This window comes from Acaricomes phytoseiuli DSM 14247 (genome assembly GCF_000376245.1).
GTDB classification, from domain to species: Bacteria; Actinomycetota; Actinomycetes; order Actinomycetales; family Micrococcaceae; genus Renibacterium; species Renibacterium phytoseiuli.
In genome coordinates this window covers 22,272-40,439 of the sequence record NZ_AQXM01000050.1, presented here as the reverse complement: position 1 = coordinate 40,439, position 18,168 = coordinate 22,272, and the positions used below count along the sequence as shown (strand labels likewise).

Annotated in this window: 12 protein-coding genes; 4 read left to right on the top strand and 8 right to left on the bottom strand. The window is 62.8% G+C overall.

The features are described 5' to 3' along the window. Window positions 1-12: 12 nt before the first annotated feature. On the bottom strand, window positions 13-681 hold the full coding sequence (locus C501_RS12490) for a DUF5998 family protein (protein ID WP_156807620.1): 669 nt from the start codon (window positions 679-681) through the stop codon (window positions 13-15). Window positions 682-794: 113 nt separating this feature from the next. Continuing rightward, window positions 795-3,557 (bottom strand): bifunctional acetate--CoA ligase family protein/GNAT family N-acetyltransferase, encoded by a 2,763-nt coding sequence (locus C501_RS0104280; RefSeq protein ID WP_018134397.1) that lies wholly within the window; start codon window positions 3,555-3,557, stop codon window positions 795-797. Between the two features lie 161 nt (window positions 3,558-3,718). Between C501_RS0104280 and C501_RS0104275 the strand changes: the two genes are divergently transcribed. After that, window positions 3,719-6,304 (top strand): DNA gyrase/topoisomerase IV subunit A, encoded by a 2,586-nt coding sequence (locus C501_RS0104275; RefSeq protein ID WP_018134396.1) that lies wholly within the window; start codon window positions 3,719-3,721, stop codon window positions 6,302-6,304. 35 nt (window positions 6,305-6,339) lie between these two features. Here the strand turns inward: C501_RS0104275 and C501_RS12485 are convergent, their stop codons facing one another. The 5 genes from C501_RS12485 to C501_RS0104250 form a co-directional block, all read right to left on the bottom strand. After that, window positions 6,340-6,882 carry a GNAT family N-acetyltransferase gene (locus tag C501_RS12485; protein WP_018134395.1) on the bottom strand — a complete coding sequence of 181 codons (543 nt, stop codon included), beginning with the start codon at window positions 6,880-6,882 and terminating at the stop codon, window positions 6,340-6,342. A gap of 45 nt (window positions 6,883-6,927) precedes the next feature. Further along, window positions 6,928-7,401 carry a DoxX family protein gene (locus C501_RS12480; protein ID WP_018134394.1) on the bottom strand — a complete coding sequence of 158 codons (474 nt, stop codon included), beginning with the start codon at window positions 7,399-7,401 and terminating at the stop codon, window positions 6,928-6,930. Between the two features lie 96 nt (window positions 7,402-7,497). Then, the gene (gene cydC, locus C501_RS0104260) at window positions 7,498-10,887 is read right to left on the bottom strand and encodes a thiol reductant ABC exporter subunit CydC (protein ID WP_245532405.1); all 3,390 of its coding nucleotides are present in this window, start codon (window positions 10,885-10,887) and stop codon (window positions 7,498-7,500) included. A 46-nt stretch (window positions 10,888-10,933) separates the two neighbouring features. Beyond that, window positions 10,934-11,962 (bottom strand): cytochrome d ubiquinol oxidase subunit II, encoded by a 1,029-nt coding sequence (cydB, locus tag C501_RS0104255; protein ID WP_018134392.1) that lies wholly within the window; start codon window positions 11,960-11,962, stop codon window positions 10,934-10,936. A gap of 58 nt (window positions 11,963-12,020) precedes the next feature. Next, complete coding sequence (locus C501_RS0104250) at window positions 12,021-13,685, bottom strand: cytochrome ubiquinol oxidase subunit I (RefSeq protein ID WP_018134391.1); 1,665 nt, start codon at window positions 13,683-13,685, stop codon at window positions 12,021-12,023. 218 nt (window positions 13,686-13,903) lie between these two features. On the opposite strand from C501_RS0104250, the gene C501_RS0104245 reads away from it, so the two are divergent. Next, the gene (locus C501_RS0104245) at window positions 13,904-14,284 is read left to right on the top strand and encodes a BlaI/MecI/CopY family transcriptional regulator (protein ID WP_018134390.1); all 381 of its coding nucleotides are present in this window, start codon (window positions 13,904-13,906) and stop codon (window positions 14,282-14,284) included. Window positions 14,285-14,368: 84 nt separating this feature from the next. Then, a complete protein-coding gene (locus C501_RS0104240; RefSeq protein WP_018134389.1) occupies window positions 14,369-15,355 on the top strand; it encodes a M56 family metallopeptidase in 987 nt (328 codons plus the stop codon). 51 nt (window positions 15,356-15,406) lie between these two features. On the opposite strand, the gene C501_RS0104235 is transcribed toward C501_RS0104240, so the two are convergent. After that, a complete protein-coding gene (locus tag C501_RS0104235; RefSeq protein ID WP_026174596.1) occupies window positions 15,407-17,518 on the bottom strand; it encodes a DNA gyrase/topoisomerase IV subunit B in 2,112 nt (703 codons plus the stop codon). A gap of 259 nt (window positions 17,519-17,777) precedes the next feature. On the opposite strand from C501_RS0104235, the gene C501_RS0104230 reads away from it, so the two are divergent. Continuing rightward, window positions 17,778-18,011: a DUF7455 domain-containing protein gene (locus C501_RS0104230; protein WP_026174595.1), complete on the top strand. Its 234-nt coding sequence runs from the start codon at window positions 17,778-17,780 to the stop codon at window positions 18,009-18,011. The last annotated feature ends 157 nt before the right edge of the window (window positions 18,012-18,168 follow it).

The following is an 18,168-nucleotide window of genomic DNA, read 5'->3' as shown; positions in this document are numbered from 1 at the left end:
CGAGGCAGTCACTCAGCGATGATGGTTGCGGCCGAGTCGGCTGTTCACGCTGGGAGCGCTGGAGAGTCTGGTGGGCTCTGACTGGCCGGCGGTACGCCCATTGCGCTCGCGCAGAATCCGTGCGAAGCGCTGCGCTTCGGTCACGGCCAGGGGGCCATCGGCCTCGGCGCTGATTCGCAGTGCGATGTCTTCCTGGGCAACGGTGCCGCTAAACCCGTGCTCTGCCTCGCACTGCGGATCCGCACAGGAAACCGGGACGAGGTCGAACCGCTGACTGCCCGACCAGCCCAGCGAAAGCGTCAGCTCAAGGGCGGAATCGGCCGGCTGGTAGTCCTGCGGCTGCGCATAGATATAGCTGAGCACCACAGAGCGGATCTGCGCCACCGGAATCACCTCGGTGGAAATCTGCGCCATCATCTGGGCACCGGTATCGTCCATGCACTGGTCATCCACATGCGCTATCACCAGAGCGGTCTCGGTGAGCGCCAAAGCGGTGATATGCCGATGCACTTCATTCCGGTCGAAATGCGTTTCCAGATGCACCAGATGCGCCAGGCAGGCCTGCCCATTGAGGGAATCCCGGAGCACATCGGAGATGAGGGCCGGGTAAAAACCGGCCCGCTGCAAAGCTTGCTCGAGCGTTTCCACTGGGACGGCACTGGACTTCTGACGGAAAGTCATACGAAAAATCTCCAAGTTCACAGTTGATCCTCGGGCCATTCTCCCACACGTTGCCTTTAACGTTGCTGTTAACATCCCTGTTAACCTCACGGTCAACCTCGCCGGTAAGCGCCTCAGGCAGTCCAGGAGTTCATCGCCCGTCGGGCGCTGTCGATCCGCTGCCTGGGGTCGGCCAGCCGGATCACGGCAGAGAGCACCGTAGCACCCCGAGGCGAGACCAGAACAGGATTGAGCTCCAACCAGGCCACTGCGGGAAGCACATCTTTGAGCACCGCCACCCTGGCTGCGATGTCTTCGAGTGCGGCCGTATCCGCAGCCGGCAAGCCGTGGTATCCGAAGAGTTTCGCCGCGGCACGCGGAGCTCGGATGAGCTCGGCGACGTCGGCACTCGACAGTGGGGGCACCCGATGCGCCCAGTCATCAAGCAGGTCCGAGGCGTCCCCGGTCAAAGCGAAGGAGATCACGGGCCCTAAGAGGGGATCCTCCAGCGCCCGGATAACGCATCCCTGCCCCAGAGGGGCCATCGCCTGGACCTCCAGAGTCGAGCTGCCGGAACGCAGCAAAGGCCGTAAGGACTCGCGCATCTGCGGAATATTCTCCCGCAGCGCCTTCTCATCGCCGATGTTGAGCCGGACCCCGCCCAGATCCAGCCGGTGCCGCAAGGCCGGGTCATCCGCTTTGAGCGCCACGGGCCAGCCCAGGCGGTGCGCTGCAGCCACGGCCTGATCCGGGGTCTGGACCGGTATCGATTCCAGGACCGTGATGCCGAAGCAGGAAAGCAGCTGAGCCGACTGCTGGGAACTCAGCGTATGCAGTTCGTCCCCGGAGAAATCCTGGCTCCACGTCGTGACCAGTTCCTCGGCACGGCTGATATCAATGGTGTCCGGACGTTCGAAAACGCCTTGTTCCCGCGACAGCCAACGCGCATAACGGATCAGTGCCACGAGCGCGGCAACAGCCGCAGCGGGGCTGGAGAAGCCCGGGATCTGCCCCGCGTCCGTGGTGAGGATCCCCGTGGTGGTCTGCATCCGGTCGAGGACTCCGCTGAAGCTGAGGACCACCGTGGCTTCCTGATCACCGGCGGTTTCGGCAACGATGCGCGCGAGTTCCTGAGGGCTATGGCGACGCCCCGGCATCAGGGCTACGATCACGGCATCAGGGCGGCTCACCGTGCCCATCGAACCGGCGCCCATCGATGCCGTTTCGCCCCGTGGTGCACCCTGGAATGCGGCTCGCAGCAGCTCCTGCAGGCTAATCGCCGCCTGGCCGCGCTCCGCCTGCTGCTCGGGTAAGGCTGCGCCGGGCCCGGGATCCGCGTCGACATCGCAGCCGGCCCAGATTCCCAGCAGTTCTAAGTCATGGGCTTCTACCGCATCACCGACCACCCTCGCCATCGCCTGGGAGTTACTGACCACCGCGACTCTTCCGCCGGCCGGAAGCGGCTGGGTCACCGCGAGCTGAGCAACATCGCTGAGCTCATCGATGCTGCTGACCCGGATCACTCCAGACTGCCGCAGCATGGCGTCCAAAGCCCCGGCGGGCGCCTGAGTGGTGCGCACCGCATGGCCTGGTGGCAATCGCAGCCCCAGGGCGTCCGACTTCGCCACGATCACCGGCTTGGTCCGGGAGAGCCTGCGGGCCAGGCGCGAGAATTTACGGGGGTTGCCGATAGATTCCAGGTACAGGGCGCAAGCCCCGGTCTGCGCATCGTCTTCCCAGAACTGCATCGCATCGTTACCCGAAATATCGGCCCGGTCCCCGGCTGATATCGCCGTCGACAAGCCGATCTCTCGATGCATCAGCGCGGCGTGCAGGGCTGCTCCGATGGCTGCGGACTGGCTAAATACGGAAAGCGGGCCGCATCGCGGCAAACCCGGTAGCAGCGATGCGTTGAGCGAGACCTCCGGCCGGGTATTGATCAGACCGAGCGATGCCGGGCCAACGATCCGCATCCCCGCGGACCGGGCTTTGCGGATCAGTTCCCGCTGACGTTCCAGCCCCGCCTCCGCCGCGTCAGCGAAACCGCTCGTGGCGACGAGCGCCCCGCGCACTCCGCGGTCGATGCATGCTGTAATAGCCGCTTCCACCTCGGCATAAGGAACGTCGACAATAGCCAGATCCGCTGACTCAGCGGGCCCCGAGCCACTGTCCAATCGGAAGATCTCACCGGTATAGCCGCCAGCCAGCAGATGTTCCTGGAAGAGCGCGGCTCCGTCCTCGCCGATCAGCATGATGCTCTTCGGGTTCAGCAGGCCCTCAAGACTGCGCGCCTCAGCCCGATGTTCCCGACCTTCCATGACTTCCCGGGAGCGTTCCGTGGGGTCGATATCGAAACTCAGGCTGATCAGCCCGTCGTCGAAATGGCGGCTGACTTCATAACCTGCCTCAGCGAAAACGGTCAGCATCTTCCGGTTGCCGGGCAATACCTCGGCGCTGAATCTGGTGACCCCGTTCTCCCGGGCCGCAGCGGCCAGGTGCTCAAGCAGGATCGAGCCTATCCCCCGGCCCTGATGCGCATCGGCGATGTTGAAGGCCACCTCGGCCTGTTTCAGGTCTGCCAGCCGGTCATAACGGCCGATGCCGATGATCTTGCTCGCTACCGTGATCACGAAAGCCACACGGTTCCGGTAGTCCACCTGGGTAAAACGGCGCAGCTCCCGGTCGCTCAACTGCGACTTGTGGGTGAAGAATCGCATATAGATCGAATCCGGGGACTGACCGAGATGGAAGTGTTGCACGCCTTCGGCATCATCCGCGCAGATGGGGCGCACATGCGCGGTCGCACCATCGCGCAGCACCACATCCGCCTCCCAGTGATGCGGATATTGATGCGGATATTCATCGCGATATCCAGGATTTACGGACTCAGAACCCATAGACTTCACTGTAATACCTGATACTTGCCTGACCCCGGCCGCGGCGCAGTGAATCCTGCCGTAGCAGCGACCGATGGATCACCTGATGATTTGAAGGACCACGACGCAGTATGCCTAGGCGCACCTCTAAGAGCTCTTCTGCAGCACACCCGTCTTCGGATATGTCCGAGGACTTCACCGAGAACATCGTCGATATCGACGTTTCCAGCGAAATGAAGAGCTCATTCCTGGAGTACGCCTATTCGGTGATCTACTCCCGCGCTCTACCCGATGCCCGGGACGGGCTCAAACCGGTGCAGCGCCGCATCCTGTACATGATGAGCGAGATGGGCCTGCGCCCGGACCGGGGCCATGTCAAAAGCGCCCGCGTGGTCGGCGAAGTCATGGGGAAGCTGCATCCGCACGGCGACAGCGCGATCTACGACGCCATGGTGCGCATGGCCCAGGATTTCTCACTGCGCCTGCCGCTCATCGACGGTCACGGCAATTTCGGCTCACTGGACGCCGGCCCGGCGGCCCCTCGCTACACAGAGGCCAGACTCGCAGCACCAGCGCTCACCCTGACCGAGCACTTGGACGAAGACGTTGTGAACTTCGTCCCCAACTACGACAACCAGTTCATGCAGCCCGAGGTTCTGCCCGCTGCCTTCCCGAACCTCCTGGTCAACGGCGCCTCCGGGATCGCGGTGGGCATGGCGACCAATATGGCCCCGCATAATCTCCGTGAGGTGATCGCCGGAGCGCGGCATCTGATCGCCAATCCTGAAGCAACACTCGCGGAGCTGATGAAGATCATCCCCGGGCCGGATCTGCCGTCCGGCGGCCGGATCGTGGGCCTAGACGGGATCCGGGACGCCTACGCCACCGGAAGAGGCTCCTTCCGCACCCGGGCCAAGGTCGACGTCGAGCAGCTCACCGCCCGGCGCACCGGGCTGGTGGTGACCGAGCTGCCCTATATGGTCAGCCCGGAAAAGGTCATCGAGAAGATCAAGGACGCGGTCAGCGCGAAGAAACTGCAGGGCATCTCCGATGTGACCGATCTGACCGACCGCCATCACAAGCTCCGGCTGGTGATCGAGATCAAGAACGGCTTCAATCCGCAGGCGATCCTGGCCCAGCTGTACAAGCTCACCCCGATGGAGGATTCCTTCGGAATCAATAATGTGACCCTGGTGGACGGCCAGCCGCAGACGCTGGGCCTGCTGGAGCTGCTCCGGGTGTACACCGCGCACCGAATCGATGTGGTGCGCCGCCGCACCAGCTTCCGGCTGGGCAAGAAGAAGGACAGGCTGCACCTGGTAGAAGGCCTGCTCATCGCGATCGTGGATATCGATGAGGTCATCCAGATCATCCGCAGTTCCGATGAAGTCGCCGCGGCCCGGGAGCGGCTGATGGCCATCTATGATCTGTCCGAGGTGCAGGCCGGCTACATCCTGGAACTGCGCTTGCGTCAGCTGACCAAGTTCTCTCGGATCGAGCTGGAACGCGAACAGGAGGAACTGCACCAGCAGATCGCCGAGCTGGAGCGCATTCTGGGCTCCGAGGAAGTGCTCCGCCAGCTGGTCTCCGACGAGCTCGGCGAGATCGCAGAGAAGTACGGCACAGCTCGGCGCACCGTCCTGCTCGAATCCGAGGCAGCACCAGCCCTAGCAGGCAAAGCGCTATCCGCAGAGCCGACCGGCAAAGCAGGCCAGGACAAAGCGGCTATGCCGCTAGAGGTCGCCGATGAACCGTGCTGGGTGCTGCTGAGCAGCTCCGGGCAGATCGCCAGAACCTCGGATCAGCAGCCCTTTGCGGAATCCGGGAGCCGGGCGAAGCACGACGTCTTCCGCGCTGCTCTGGCGAGCACTGCCCGCGGCGAGGTGGCTGCCGTGACCTCGACAGGGCGGATGCTGCGGTTGCAAGTGGTCGATATGCCGGTATTGCCGCCGAGCAGCGGGCTACCGAACCTGTCCGGCGGCGTTCCCGCGCAAGAGTTCCTGAGCCTGCACAAGGGCGAGGCCCTGGTGAGCCTCGTGCCCATCGACGCCGTGATCGCCTTGGGCACCGCCGCAGGTGTAGTGAAGCGGGTGAATCCGGAGTACCCGCTCAACCGTGAGGAATGGGAGGTCATCGCGCTCAAGGACAAGGATCGGGTGATCGGAGCCGGTGTCGCGCAAGACGCCGATGAGCTGGTCTTCATCACCTCCGGTGCCCAGCTGCTGCGCTTCTGCGCCACCGCCGTCCGTCCGCAGGGCAGGACTGCAGCAGGAATGGCCGGTATCAAACTCGCCAGCGGTGATGCCGCGATCAGTTTCGATGTCGTCCGTTCCGTCGACGGTGCAGCCGATCCGACAGCCGTCGTGGTGACCATCGCCGGGTCCAGCTCTGCCAAGGGCCTACCGGGGACCAGCACCGCCTCCGCCAAGGTGACGGAGTTCGCCGAGTTCCCGGCTAAAGGCCGGGCTACCGGTGGTGTGCGGGCGCACCGCTTCCTCAAGGAGGAGAACACTCTGCTGCTCGCCTGGGCCGGCGCTGGCCCGGCGAAGGCCGCCTCATCTGCCGGAGTTGCCCGGGCCCTGCCCTTGGAGCACGGACGGCGGGATGGTTCTGGGGTTCCGCTGTCGCAAGGCGTCGACGCACTGGGGCCCAGCGTATCGACCGCGGGTACGGGAGCCACAGATGCCGCGGCCATCGAACCCGCTGCGACTGAAGCACCAGAACCGGTGATCGAGAACGACGACAACGGCCAGGGCACTCTGCTCTAACCCGACACCAGGCTCTCATCCAGAGCCGGCGGCGGTCAGCACCAGTCAGTGGCAAAATACACATCGGTGAATTCACCGTGATCCACATCGAGTTCCGGGTGACGTTCAAGGCCTGCTTTGAGCGCGGTCTTCTGAGATCCGATATTGCTGGCTACAGTATGCGCGATCACCGGCAGCGGAGCGAGAAGGCTTTGCGCCCGAGCTACGGCGAGCCGGGCGCCTTCGGCGGCATAACCCTGGCCCCAAACGTCTGGACGGTAGCGATAGTAGAGATTGAGCGCGGCCCTTCCGTGGACCGTGCGATGCGATACCCCAGTAAAACCTATAACCCGCGCAGGGTTCTCGCGTTCCGCCACGACCCACACACCGAAACCATGGTCCGACCAGTGCTGGAGCATCTCCTCGAAGCGCTCAGCCGAGTGCTCCGCATCGGTGAGTTCGGGCCTGGGGTGATGCAGATTCGTCGCGGGGTCCGTATGGATCTCCAGCGCGACTTCAAGGTCACTGCTTACTGGGCGTCTGAACAGCAGCCGTGCGGTATAAAGCGCAGACCACTCTCCGAGGTCCTGGAGCGTCACTGTCTGATCCTAAATCCTGAAAGTCTGCTGTAGCAGCATCAGCCATCAGCGACGGTGGGCTGAGCCCGATCGCTGCTTCCGGAAGATCAGTCGATCACCGGCGATGCGACCCGCACCGAGAAGCGCGACGAAGAGCAGGAGGAGGATCAGTAGCCATTCCGCGCTGTAGAAGAAGTTACTGAAGAACGTCACCGGCTGCGGATACTGCGCCAACAGTGCCGGTACGATCTCCGTCACGGCAGCGCCCACCATCACCGCGGCAAGCACCACCGCGGACACCCGGGTGAGCACCCCCAGGATGAGAGTTACCCCTAAGATCAGCTCAGTCCAGGCCGTGACAACGGATAGGAGCTCGGGAAAAGGGATACCCGCGCTGACGAAGGTCGAGGCGAACCATTCCGGTTCCTGGACTTTCCTGACGGCCCCGGAAGCGAACATGAACCCTACGCTGACGCGGGCGATCAGCAAAAGGACGTCGGTGAGTACAGCAGCGGACGAAGAGACAGAAAGTTTATTCATTCCACAATACGGTAACAGCCGCGAACTGGGTCTGTTGCGGCTATTCGGAACTATTTACGCCTCTTTCGTGCGATTCCGCCCGGCTTCCACTCATCTTCACCCGGTGCGAAGAAGCCCGCGGTTGCCGGAATCCTGCCCCAGATCCAGGAGGATGTCCCCGGGGGCGATCTCTTCTTGCCGGTGGGTCACGAGGATCACGGCTCGGTCCGCTAGCCCGCGGCGCAGGTCGACCATCAGCGCCCGCCCCCCGGGTTGGTCCAGATGCGCTGTGGGCTCATCGAGCAGCACCAGCTCGGCATCAGTGAGCAGAGCCCTTGCTACGGCGAGCCGCTGCCGCTGTCCGCCGGAGATCTCCCCTCCACCATCGCCGATCAGAGTGTCCAGGCCCTCGGGAAGAGTTGCCAACCAGTCGCCGAGACCGACCCTGCGCAGCACCGAAAGCATCTCCGCAGTGTCTGGCGCCTCGGCCGCGTCCCGGGCCAGGGCCAGGTTCCCGCGGAGCGTGGAACCGAAGACATGAGCCTCCTGCGGGCACCAGGCGATCCGGCCGCTGACGCCCAGCTCGCCTGCCATCACGGGGGTGAAACCGAGGATCGTCGCCAACAGGGTGGACTTCCCCGAACCGGAGAGGCCGGTGAGCGTCAGCCAATCCCCCTGGCGGAGGTCAAGGTTTATCGGCCCGGCGACTACGGTGCCCCGGTTGGCTGAATCAGTGCTGGCTGAACCGGTCGGGGTGGGCCAGCCCACTTCTAATTCCTCAGCCGTCAGCACGCGCCCTGTTGCGGCGGGCTTCACCCGGGGCAGCGCCGGAGCGTTCGTCTCTGCGATGAATCTTCTGGTGAGTTTGCGCAGCAAGGGCCATCGCGCGGCCGCGGCGGGCAGCTGCCCGAAGGCGTCGCCGATACCCAGCATGAGCAGAACCATGGCGACCAGGATCTCCGCGGATACCGACCCTCCGGCGACGTCCGGTGCCACAACGAAAACCAGCCCGAGCGCACCGTCGGCGGCCGTCAGAGCGAGCAGTCCTTGGGCCACCCCGGCTCCGTGCGCGGCCCGCTGAGCTGCTTCGGTAGCGACACGGTCCGCGCTGGCGACGCGATCTAGGAGCGGCTGCTCCACCCGGTTGGCCCTGAGCTCACCTGCTGCTGCGAGCAGCACAGTGAGCCTTCGCAGCATCTCAGTACGTGCACGCTCCTCGCGCAGCGCGGATCGGCGTTCAGCCCACCAAGCCACCACCGGTATCAGCAGCAGCGCGGAGCAGAGCACCAGGATCATCACTGCCGCCCCCTGCGGAAGCAGTAAGAAAATGCTGAGCAGCAGCGCGATAGCGGATAGCGCCGCTACTACCGGGGGGAGGATCACTCTGGGCGCTAGGTCACGGGCGTTGTCCACATCGCCGATGAACCCACTAAGCACCTGATCCCCCCGGCGCAGCTCTCGCCGGGCCGGCAAGGTCCGGGACAATCCGTCCCAGAGGCGGCTACGGAGCCAGTTGGCGGCATCCAGCACCACCGAGTGCGTGCAGAGCCGCTCAACGTAACGGGAGACCGCGCGCAAGATCCCGAAGAACCGCACCCCGACGATCGCCGTGAGTAAGAACAGCACAGGAGGCTGCTGACTGGCCCGGACGATCAGCCAACCGGACAGCGCGGCCAGCGCGAGCGCACCGAGGGCAGCCAGGACGCCGAAGAACATCGAGCCCAAGGCCATCGGACGCCAGGGCCGCAGCACGGTCATCCAGAGCGAGGGATTCTTCGCCGACGCAGAGGTACCGATGCTTTCAGTGTGCTCGGCAGCATCGCTTCCGGCACCAACGCGCCGGTTCTCCGCCGGGTGGTCGTCATGCTGTGCAGGACTTTCGCCCTGGGGGTGCACTGCTGCGGGTTCGCTCAGCTCGATCAGCTGATCCGCGAATGCGATCAACCTCGGGTCGTGGCTGACTGCCAACACCGTAGCTGTCCCCCTCAGGGTGAGCAGGAGCTCTTCGACGGTCCGGGCGCTTTCCGCGTCGACATGCGCCGTGGGCTCGTCGACGAGCACCAGCCGCGCCCCCTGCTGCGCTCTGACCAGGACTCTGGCCAGAGCGAGTCTTCGGAGCTGCCCGGGGCTGAGCGAACCCGGATGCTGGTGGCCGAGCCCTGCCAGACCAACCTCGTGCAATGCGAGGTCCGGATAGGCAGCACCCCAGAGCAGCAGCTCCGCGCAGACCGTCTCTTCGGTGGTGTCCGGCTCCTGGGGTAGGAAAGCCAAGCTCTCGCGGTCTAAGCCCCGGATGTCTCCACTGATCTCAGCTGGAGTGGAGCCCTGATACACGGTGACCCCGGCGAGAACCGCCAGAAGTGTTGATTTGCCGCAGCCGCTCGGCCCGGTCACCACGGACAACCCGGCGGACGGCAGCTCGGCATCGAACTGTTCCAGAGCGGGGCCTTTGCGTCCCGGATAGCGCACGGAAAGGCCTCGGATCGAAATCGCTGCACCGCGGCCGGGTTTCTCTTCTGAATCACTTACGGACGCCGGCTCTCGCTGATCCTCCGGGCCGCTGCGCTTGAGTTCTGGCTCGATCCGCCGCATCGCCTCCCGGCCATCGTCGCTCGCGTGGAAGGCCGCGCCCAGCTCGCGGAAGGGCAGGTAGCATTCAGCGACCAGGATCAACACGAGGAGACCGGTGCCCAGATCCACTTGCCCATAGATCAGCCGGATGCCGATGAATACCGCCACTACCGCCACCGAGATGGTCGCGATGAGTTCTAAGGCGAGTGCAGAGAGAAAAGCGACTCGCAAAGTGCCCATTGTGGTTTCACGGTATCTGTCCCCGAGCCGGTCCAGCCCCGCGCGGAGCGCGTCGGAACGGCCCAGGCCAACGACAACGGGAAGTCCTCGGGCCAGTTCGGCGAGCTGCCGGGAGAGCCTCAGCAGCGCCCCGGTCGCAGCGCCGACCTGCTCCTGAGTGAACCAGCCAATCAGGATCATAAAAAGCGGGATGAGGGGCACCGTGAGCACGATGATCAGCGCACTGACCCAGTCGGCGAGCAGGATCCGGGTGCCCACGACGAGGGGTATCGTGGCCGCGGTGACAAGCGCCGGGATGAACTGCGTGTAGTAGCCGTCCAGCGCGTCGAGGCCGCGTGTCGCCAGCACGGCAGAGCCCTGATCCGCCCCTCCTTGCCGGACCCACTTCCGGCTTAGCTCAGAGCGGAGCTGTTCTTTGACGCCCAGCGCGGTGCGGCGTGCACTCGCCTGGATCGCCCAGACCGTCCCGGCCCGGACCACGGCGGCCAGCAGCCCCCAGGCGAGCCAGTTCAGCGGCGAGCGCCCGTTGATGGCTTCCATCAACGCTCTAGTCAGGGCATCTGCGAAGAGTACGAGCGCCGCGGCTTTGACCGCGTTGAGCAGACCCAGGAGGTAGAGACCGCCCCGAACGTGCCGCGGAATCGGCGGAAGCACGCCCGAGCCATCGGAGAGCATCTGCTGCCATCTCGCTTTCATCTGCGGCACACGCCACCTACCATTCACGGAATCATCAACCCCGGAATCATGACGGGATGCTCTGAGCGCTGACCCGCTTTCTAAAAACCCAGTAGGTCCAGCCCTGGTAGACCAGGACAAGAGGCACGCCGAAGAGCGCCACCAGGCTCATCACCGTCAGGGTATAGGGAGAAGCCGAGGCATTCTGCACCGTGAGATCGAACTGGGCGGAGATCGTCGACGGCAGGACGCGTGGGTACATGTTCAGGAAGATCGATACTACGGCAGTCACCAGGAATATCCCGCTGCTCAGGAAGGACCAGCCTTCACGGCCGCGTTGTGCTGCCAGGAAAGACCACAGCAGAGACAGCACGGAAACCCCGATGAGCCCCCAGGCTAATGCTCCGGCAAGCCCCTGCCCGTCAGCAGTCAGCGCTACCAGAACCGCCCAGAGCACTAACGGCAGCGCCGCGATACCGACACCACGGGTATACCATCGGCGGGCCCGGTACCGTACCTCCCCATCCGTTTTCAAGGCAAGGAAAGAAGCAGCATGAAGCAGGGAGAAGCACACCACGGCAAGACCGCCGATCAAAGCGTAAGCATTCCACCAAGCAAAGGCCCCGCCGACCCGATCCCCGTTCTCGTTTAACGGCAGGCCGGTAGAAGTCAAGGCTAGTGTTGCGCCGATCCCGAAAGCACTCACCGCTGAACCGAGCGCGATGCACCAGTCCCAGACATTACGCCAGCGGGCTGAGTTCACCTTACCCCGGTATTCGAAGGCAACCGCCCGGACGATTAAGCCGAGGAGCACGAAGAGCATGGGCAGGTAGAGCGTTGACAGCAGTGCCGCATACCAGAGCGGAAACGCCGCGAAAGTAGCTCCGATAGCCGTGATCAGCCAGACTTCATTGCCGTCCCATACCGGCCCCACAGTGTTGAGCAGCACCCGGCGCTCGATATTGTTCCGAGCGAAGAGCTTCATCAGCATACCCACGCCGAGGTCGAATCCCTCGAGGAAAAGATACCCGATCCACAGCACTGCGATGAGCGCAAACCATAAGGTCGGTAGCCAGGAGACTGATTCGGCTTCCACGGGTTCCTCAAGATTGATCGGGGTGATCGAACTTCTTGATTGGACTAGGGGCGGGACGTCAGTACGCGAATGCTAAGACGTCATCGTCTTTTTTCTGCTGGTCATCCGGATCAGGATCCTCTGAATCCTTATCCTGCGGTGATTCCAGCAGCTCCGGCATCGCTTTCGGCACTCCGCCACGGGCATAGCGCATGAGCAGGAAGATCTCGACTATCAGCAACATGCCGTAGACGGTAACGAACGCAATCAAGGAGAAAATGAGCTCTGCGGCGCTGACACCGGGAGACACCGCGCTCGCCGTAAACATGAAGACCTGGTCTATTCCGGTGAATTGCGGATTAGGCGCTACCACGAAGGGCTGCCGCCCCATCTCGGTGAAGATCCACCCGCCCGCGTTAGCGCCGAAGGGCGCGAGGATCCCGAAAACCGCCAGGCGCATCAGCCAGGCTGAGCGCGGCACGGTGCCCTTTCGGGTGATCACCAGTGCTATCGCGGCAGCGAAAGCGGCAAGCGCACCGAAGCCGATCATGATCCGGAAGCCCCTGTACGTCACTTCCATGACGGGAACGTATTGGACCGGCTGGCCAGCACGGTCCCCGTAGATCTCAGGGTTGTCCGGCAGGTTGGTTCCGTATCTCTCCTGGTATTCAGGGATCAGAGAGTTCACGCCCCGGATCTCAGTATCGAAATCACCGTGGGCTAGGAAGGACAGCAGCCCCGGGACCTCGAAAACCGTGGTGACCTCGTTGCAGTCCCTGCTGCCAAGATCGCCGACGGAAAGCACCGAGACGCTGGTTCCGTTCTGGCAAGCAGCCTCAGCCGCGGCCATCTTCATCGGCTGCTGCTCGAACATCAGCTTGGCCTGGAAGTCACCGCTGATCGCAACTCCTGCGAAAGCGAAGACCGCGACCACCGCACCGATCCGCAGTGAGCGGAACCAAACCTTGTGATCCGTCGCGTCCCGATCGGGGTGAACTGTGCCATCAGCCGCGATCCGGTCTCCGACGCGCAACACGGTCTTCTTCGAGTTACTCTTTCGAGATTCGCCTGCTCCTTCAGGCGTCAGCGGCACAGCCTCCAGCCGGTCGATACCGAGCATGCGCCGCTTCCACAAGTGATACCAGGCGATACCGAGCAGGAATCCTCCCGCGACGGACAGGGCACCGAAGATCGTATGGGGAAAGGCTACAAGCAGCGTGCTGTTCGTGAGTACGGCCCAGATATCGTTGAGCCGTGGCCGGCCATCGACCATTTCTATGTCGACCGGATGCTGCATCCAAGAGTTCGCGGCCAGGATGAAATAAGCGCTGATGACCGATGCCAAGACGGCGGCCCAGAGGCAAGCCAGATGGACTTTCCTGGATAGCCGTTTCCAGCCGAAAATCCATAAGCCCAGAAAGGTCGACTTCACGAAGAACGCCAGCAGCGCTTCCATCGCTAGCGGTGCGCCGAAGACATCCCCGACGAAGCGGCTGTATTCACTCCAGGCCATCCCAAACTGGAATTCCTGGACGAGGCCGGTCACCACGCCCAGAATAAAGTTGATCAAAAAGAGCTTGCCCCAGAACTTCGTCATGCGTAAGTACTCGGCTTTGCCGGTCCGCACCCAGAGGGTCTGTAGGGTAGCCACGACTAGGCCTAAGCCGATGGTCAAAGGAACCATGAAGAAGTGATAAACAGTGGTGATTCCGAATTGCCAGCGTGCAATCTCGAGAGCTTCCATGACATCCTCTGGCTACGACCAAAGCACTCTTCTACGTAGTGTAGAAAACTTATCTACACCCAGTTTAGGGCACTTTTTGAGCATTTATGGGCATATGAACGGATGTGCAGAACATCTTCTACTACATGTAGAAACTGGGCCCCGGGCGCGGTATCCTGGGAATCACGGCATAGGCTGCTTCAGCTAGGAAGCTGCCCCGGAAACGGTAAGGATAGAGCATGGCGACACTGGGCGAACTGGAGCGATCTGTGATGGATTTGCTGTGGCAACAGCCCGACCCGCTGACCGCCAATGAACTGCGCGATCTCCTAACCCACACTCAGAATCCTCCGACAGGGCGAGCAGCCAAGGAACTAGCCGTAACCACCGTACTCACGGTACTGTCCCGCTTGGAGAACAAAGGGCTCGTGGAGCGCGAGCGGAACAGCCGACCGCATCACTACCAGGCCGTAACCAGCCGGGAAGAGCACACCGCGGAACTCATGCACGAGGTACTCGGCTCGGCTCCGGACCGGGAAGCCGTGCTGGCTCGATTCATCGGATCCGTATCCTCAGAAGAGGCCATTACTTTACGCAAGCTGCTCATCGATAATCACTGACGACGATTAAAAACCGCTGACAACCACCGAACGCTTCGCACCCGGCCGAAACGACCTGGCAGGCCTGGTAGATACTGGTAGATCATGAGCACTGATACGCTCACGCTGAGCTCCTGGATACTGGCTGTCCTCGCGGTGATTCTCGCCTGGCCGGCCCCTACCCTGCTCTCCAGGGCCAAATGGCCGCGCCGCTCCCCCGCAACCGCCATGATCCTCTGGCAGGCGATCGGGCTCGCGGGCGGACTATCCATGATCAGCGCCATGCTCATCTGGGGTTTGGCCCCCCTGGGGCCGAATGTGATCTCCGCGGTCATGGCGCTCATAGATATGACGACGGGCTCTGGGGACGTCAGCGGTCTGAGCTTCTGGCATATCTTCGCACTCTCCGCTGCCCTGCTACTCGGCGCGCATCTGCTCTTCACGCTCTTGCTCACCTATGTGCGCATCGGCCGCCAGCGCAGAAGGCACCGGCAGCTCCTGCGGTTGCTCTCCTCGCCTGCAGCGGAGCCGGGAACAGTCGTGATAGATCACGCAGCCCCGGTGGCCTATTGCCTTCCCGGGGGTGCCCGCTCCGTAATGGTGCTCTCGGCAGGGCTGCTCGATCTGCTACAGGAGGAAGAACTCGCCGCGGTCCTCTCACATGAGAGAAGCCACCTCAACCAGCGGCATCACTTGCTGCTCTGGGCCTTCGCCGCCTGGAAATCCGCGCTGCCCTGGCTGCCCACATCCAAACTCGCTCAGCGCTCCGTGAGCGAGCTGATCGAGATGCTCGCTGATGATGCCGCCCTGCAAAGCGTTTCGGAACCTACGCTGGCCCGCTCGATCATCATGGTCGCTTCCGGAGCCGCCGACCCGAGGAACCCCGGGGGCCAACAGGTACCCGAGACTACGGTGCCCGGCAGCATTCAGGTGGCCACCAAGGATCTCGAGCGCACCACAGCGGCTAGGGTGGAACGTCTCATCAACCCGCAGCCGCCCCTGCCAGCACTGGCCAGAGCCACGATCCTGACACTCTCATCAGCCCTGCTGATCATCGCGCCGGCGGCCCTGCTCATCATCCCTGCGCTCTGACTCCGAGGTTTCAGACTCCGCTCCAGGACATCAGGTTCTGAGCAAAAGGGATCAGGTATCGATGCGCTCCCGGTCCAGCTCGGCAGAACCTGCGATGATGAACTCTTTACGCGGCGCCACATCGGAGCCCATGAGCAGCGCAAAGGTCTTTTCCGCGGTTTCAGCATCGGCAGCGGTGACCCTGCGCAGGGTACGATATCGCGGATCCATCGTGGTTTCCGCGAGCTGCCCGGCATCCATCTCACCCAGCCCCTTATAACGCTGAATCGGTTCCTTGTAGCGCTTCCCGGTCTGCTCCAGCTGCAGCAGCAGCGCCTTGAGCTCCTGTTCGGAATAGGTGTAGACGATCTCGTTCGGTTTCGAGCCGCCATTGATGACCTCGACCCGGTGCAGCGGCGGAACCGCTGCGAAGACCCGACCCGCATCAACCATGGGGCGCATATACCGGAAGAACAGGGTCAGCAGGAGCGTGCGGATATGCGCGCCGTCGACATCGGCGTCCGTCATCAGGATCACCTTGCCGTACCGGGCCGCCGAGATATCGAAGGAGCGGCCAGAGCCAGCCCCCACGACCTGGATCAGCGCGGCGCATTCAGCGTTGGAGAGCATATCCCCCACAGAGGCCTTCTGGACGTTGAGGATCTTGCCGCGGATCGGCAGCAACGCCTGGAAGTCCGAGGACCGGGCCAGCCGGGCGGTGCCCAGAGCACTGTCTCCCTCCGCGATGAACAGCTCCGTGCGTTCTGTGTCTTCGGATCGGCAATCCGCCAGCTTCGCCGGAAGCGAGGAAGTCTCCAGGGCGTTCTTCCGCCGCTGCGTCTCCTTGTGCATCCGGGCGGAGATCCGGGACTTCATCTCCGCAACGACCTTCTCCAGCAGCAGCGCCGATTGTGCTTTATCGTTGCGGTTGCTGGAGTTCAGCCGCGCCCCGAGCTCCTTCTCCACGACTTTGGCCACGATGCTGCGCACCGCCGGGGTGCCGAGGATCTCTTTCGTCTGACCTTCGAACTGGGGCTCCGCGAGCCGTACCGTGACCACTGCGGTGAGCCCCGCCAGGACATCGTCCTTCTCAACCTTGTCATTACCTGCTTTGAGCTTACGCGCATTCGATTCGACGCCCTTGCGCAGGGTTTTCAGCAGGGCCTGCTCGAAGCCTTCAAGATGCCGCCCACCCTTCGGCGTGGCGATGATATTGACGAAACTGCGGATAGTGGTCTCGTATCCGACCCCCCAGCGCAACGCGATATCCACCTCGCAGTCACGCTCCACCTCAGTCGGGGTCATATGGCCGTTGGCGTCCAAGACCGGGACGGTCTCCTTGAAGCCCGCGTTGCCGTGCAGTCGCCAGATATCAGTGACCGGGGTATCCACGGCGAGAAAGTCGACGAATTCGGAGATGCCTCCATCATGCTGGAAGACCTCCTCATACGGGCCCGATTCACCAGGCGTCCCGGGCAGGCCGCGTTCATCGCGCAACACGAGCCGCAGTCCGGGCACCAGGAAGGACGTCTGCCGGGCCCGGGTCACCAACTCGTCATAGGAGAACTTGGCATCCCGGGTGAAGATCTGCTGATCCGCCCAGTAGCGAATCCTGGTTCCGGTGATCCCGCGTTTGGTGCTGCCCGTGATGGTGAGTTCCGATTTTTCGAGGAACGGTTCGAAAGCGACATCGGGGCTCAACGAACGTCCGGAGTCTTTGAACCGCCCCGGCTCGCCACGGCGGAAAGACATCTGGTACGTCTTGCCGCCCCGGTCCACCTGGACGTCCAGACGGGCGGAGAGCGCGTTGACCACGGAGGCGCCGACCCCGTGCAGGCCTCCGGAAGCAGCGTAGGATGAGCCGCCAAATTTACCGCCAGCATGCAATTTGGTGAGTACCACTTCGACACCGGTCAGACCGGTCTTCGGCTCGATATCGACGGGGATTCCCCGGCCGTCGTCCTGGACTTCTACAGAGTTGTCCTTGCGTAGGATCACCGTGATATTCCGCCCGTATCCAGCCAGCGCTTCATCCACGGAATTATCGATGATCTCCCAGAGGCAGTGCATCAGGCCGCGTGAGTCCGTTGAGCCGATGTACATACCCGGGCGCTTGCGCACCGCTTCAAGTCCTTCCAGGACTGAGAGGTGACGAGCGGTGTAATCAGATTTCGTTAAGGCCACGGGCGGCCATCTCCTTCGATTCGTGCCATCGGCAAAGGGGGCGATAAGCCGACCCGATTGCCGCCTTTCAGAGTATCCTGGCTCGGCGCCTTCGTCACGAAGCCATGCCGGTAGGAGTGGGCAGCCCACCGGTGTTGACCGATCAGCCGAAAACCACCTCCGCTATACGCGCACAGCGAAAGACACCCAGCCTGGAGTAATTTAGCGGCGAATGATGGTTGTATTAGTAGTACCAAGAGCACGAGCCAAGGAGGACATGATGGCGACAGCAACTGTGAGTCGTGAACTCAATGCCCTAGACCGATGCGACCGTTGCGGAGCGCAAGCGTATGTTCGAGCCGTTCTGGAATCTTCCGGCGGTGAGCTGCTCTTCTGCGCCCACCACGCCCGTGCAGTGGAAGCGACTTTACGGCCGCTGACTTCTGAATGGCATGACGAGACTTCGAGGCTCCTGGAGAAAGAAGACGCAGAACGCGTACTCAGCCAGGACTAAGGCTTCCACCAAATTTTCTCAACCAGAAAGACCTCAAAGTTCCACATTTTGTCTTCGGAACCGCGGTCGAATGCAGGTGAGGATCATTAAGCGGCTTGCGGCAAGGGACTCCTTGCCGCAAGCCGCTTAATGCACTTAAATCTCTCAGAAACCTCCC

Coding starts and splice junctions, on each gene's coding strand:
- cydC (WP_245532405.1), bottom strand. CDS start 10,887: ATGAAAGCGAGATGGCAGCAGATGCTCTCCGATGGCTCGGGCGTGCTT.
- C501_RS0104240 (WP_018134389.1), top strand. CDS start 14,369: ATGAGCACTGATACGCTCACGCTGAGCTCCTGGATACTGGCTGTCCTC.
- C501_RS12490 (WP_156807620.1), bottom strand. CDS start 681: ATGACTTTCCGTCAGAAGTCCAGTGCCGTCCCAGTGGAAACGCTCGAG.
- C501_RS0104230 (WP_026174595.1), top strand. CDS start 17,778: ATGGCGACAGCAACTGTGAGTCGTGAACTCAATGCCCTAGACCGATGC.
- C501_RS0104280 (WP_018134397.1), bottom strand. CDS start 3,557: ATGGGTTCTGAGTCCGTAAATCCTGGATATCGCGATGAATATCCGCAT.
- C501_RS0104275 (WP_018134396.1), top strand. CDS start 3,719: ATGTCCGAGGACTTCACCGAGAACATCGTCGATATCGACGTTTCCAGC.
- C501_RS12480 (WP_018134394.1), bottom strand. CDS start 7,401: ATGAATAAACTTTCTGTCTCTTCGTCCGCTGCTGTACTCACCGACGTC.
- C501_RS0104250 (WP_018134391.1), bottom strand. CDS start 13,685: ATGGAAGCTCTCGAGATTGCACGCTGGCAATTCGGAATCACCACTGTT.
- C501_RS0104245 (WP_018134390.1), top strand. CDS start 13,904: ATGGCGACACTGGGCGAACTGGAGCGATCTGTGATGGATTTGCTGTGG.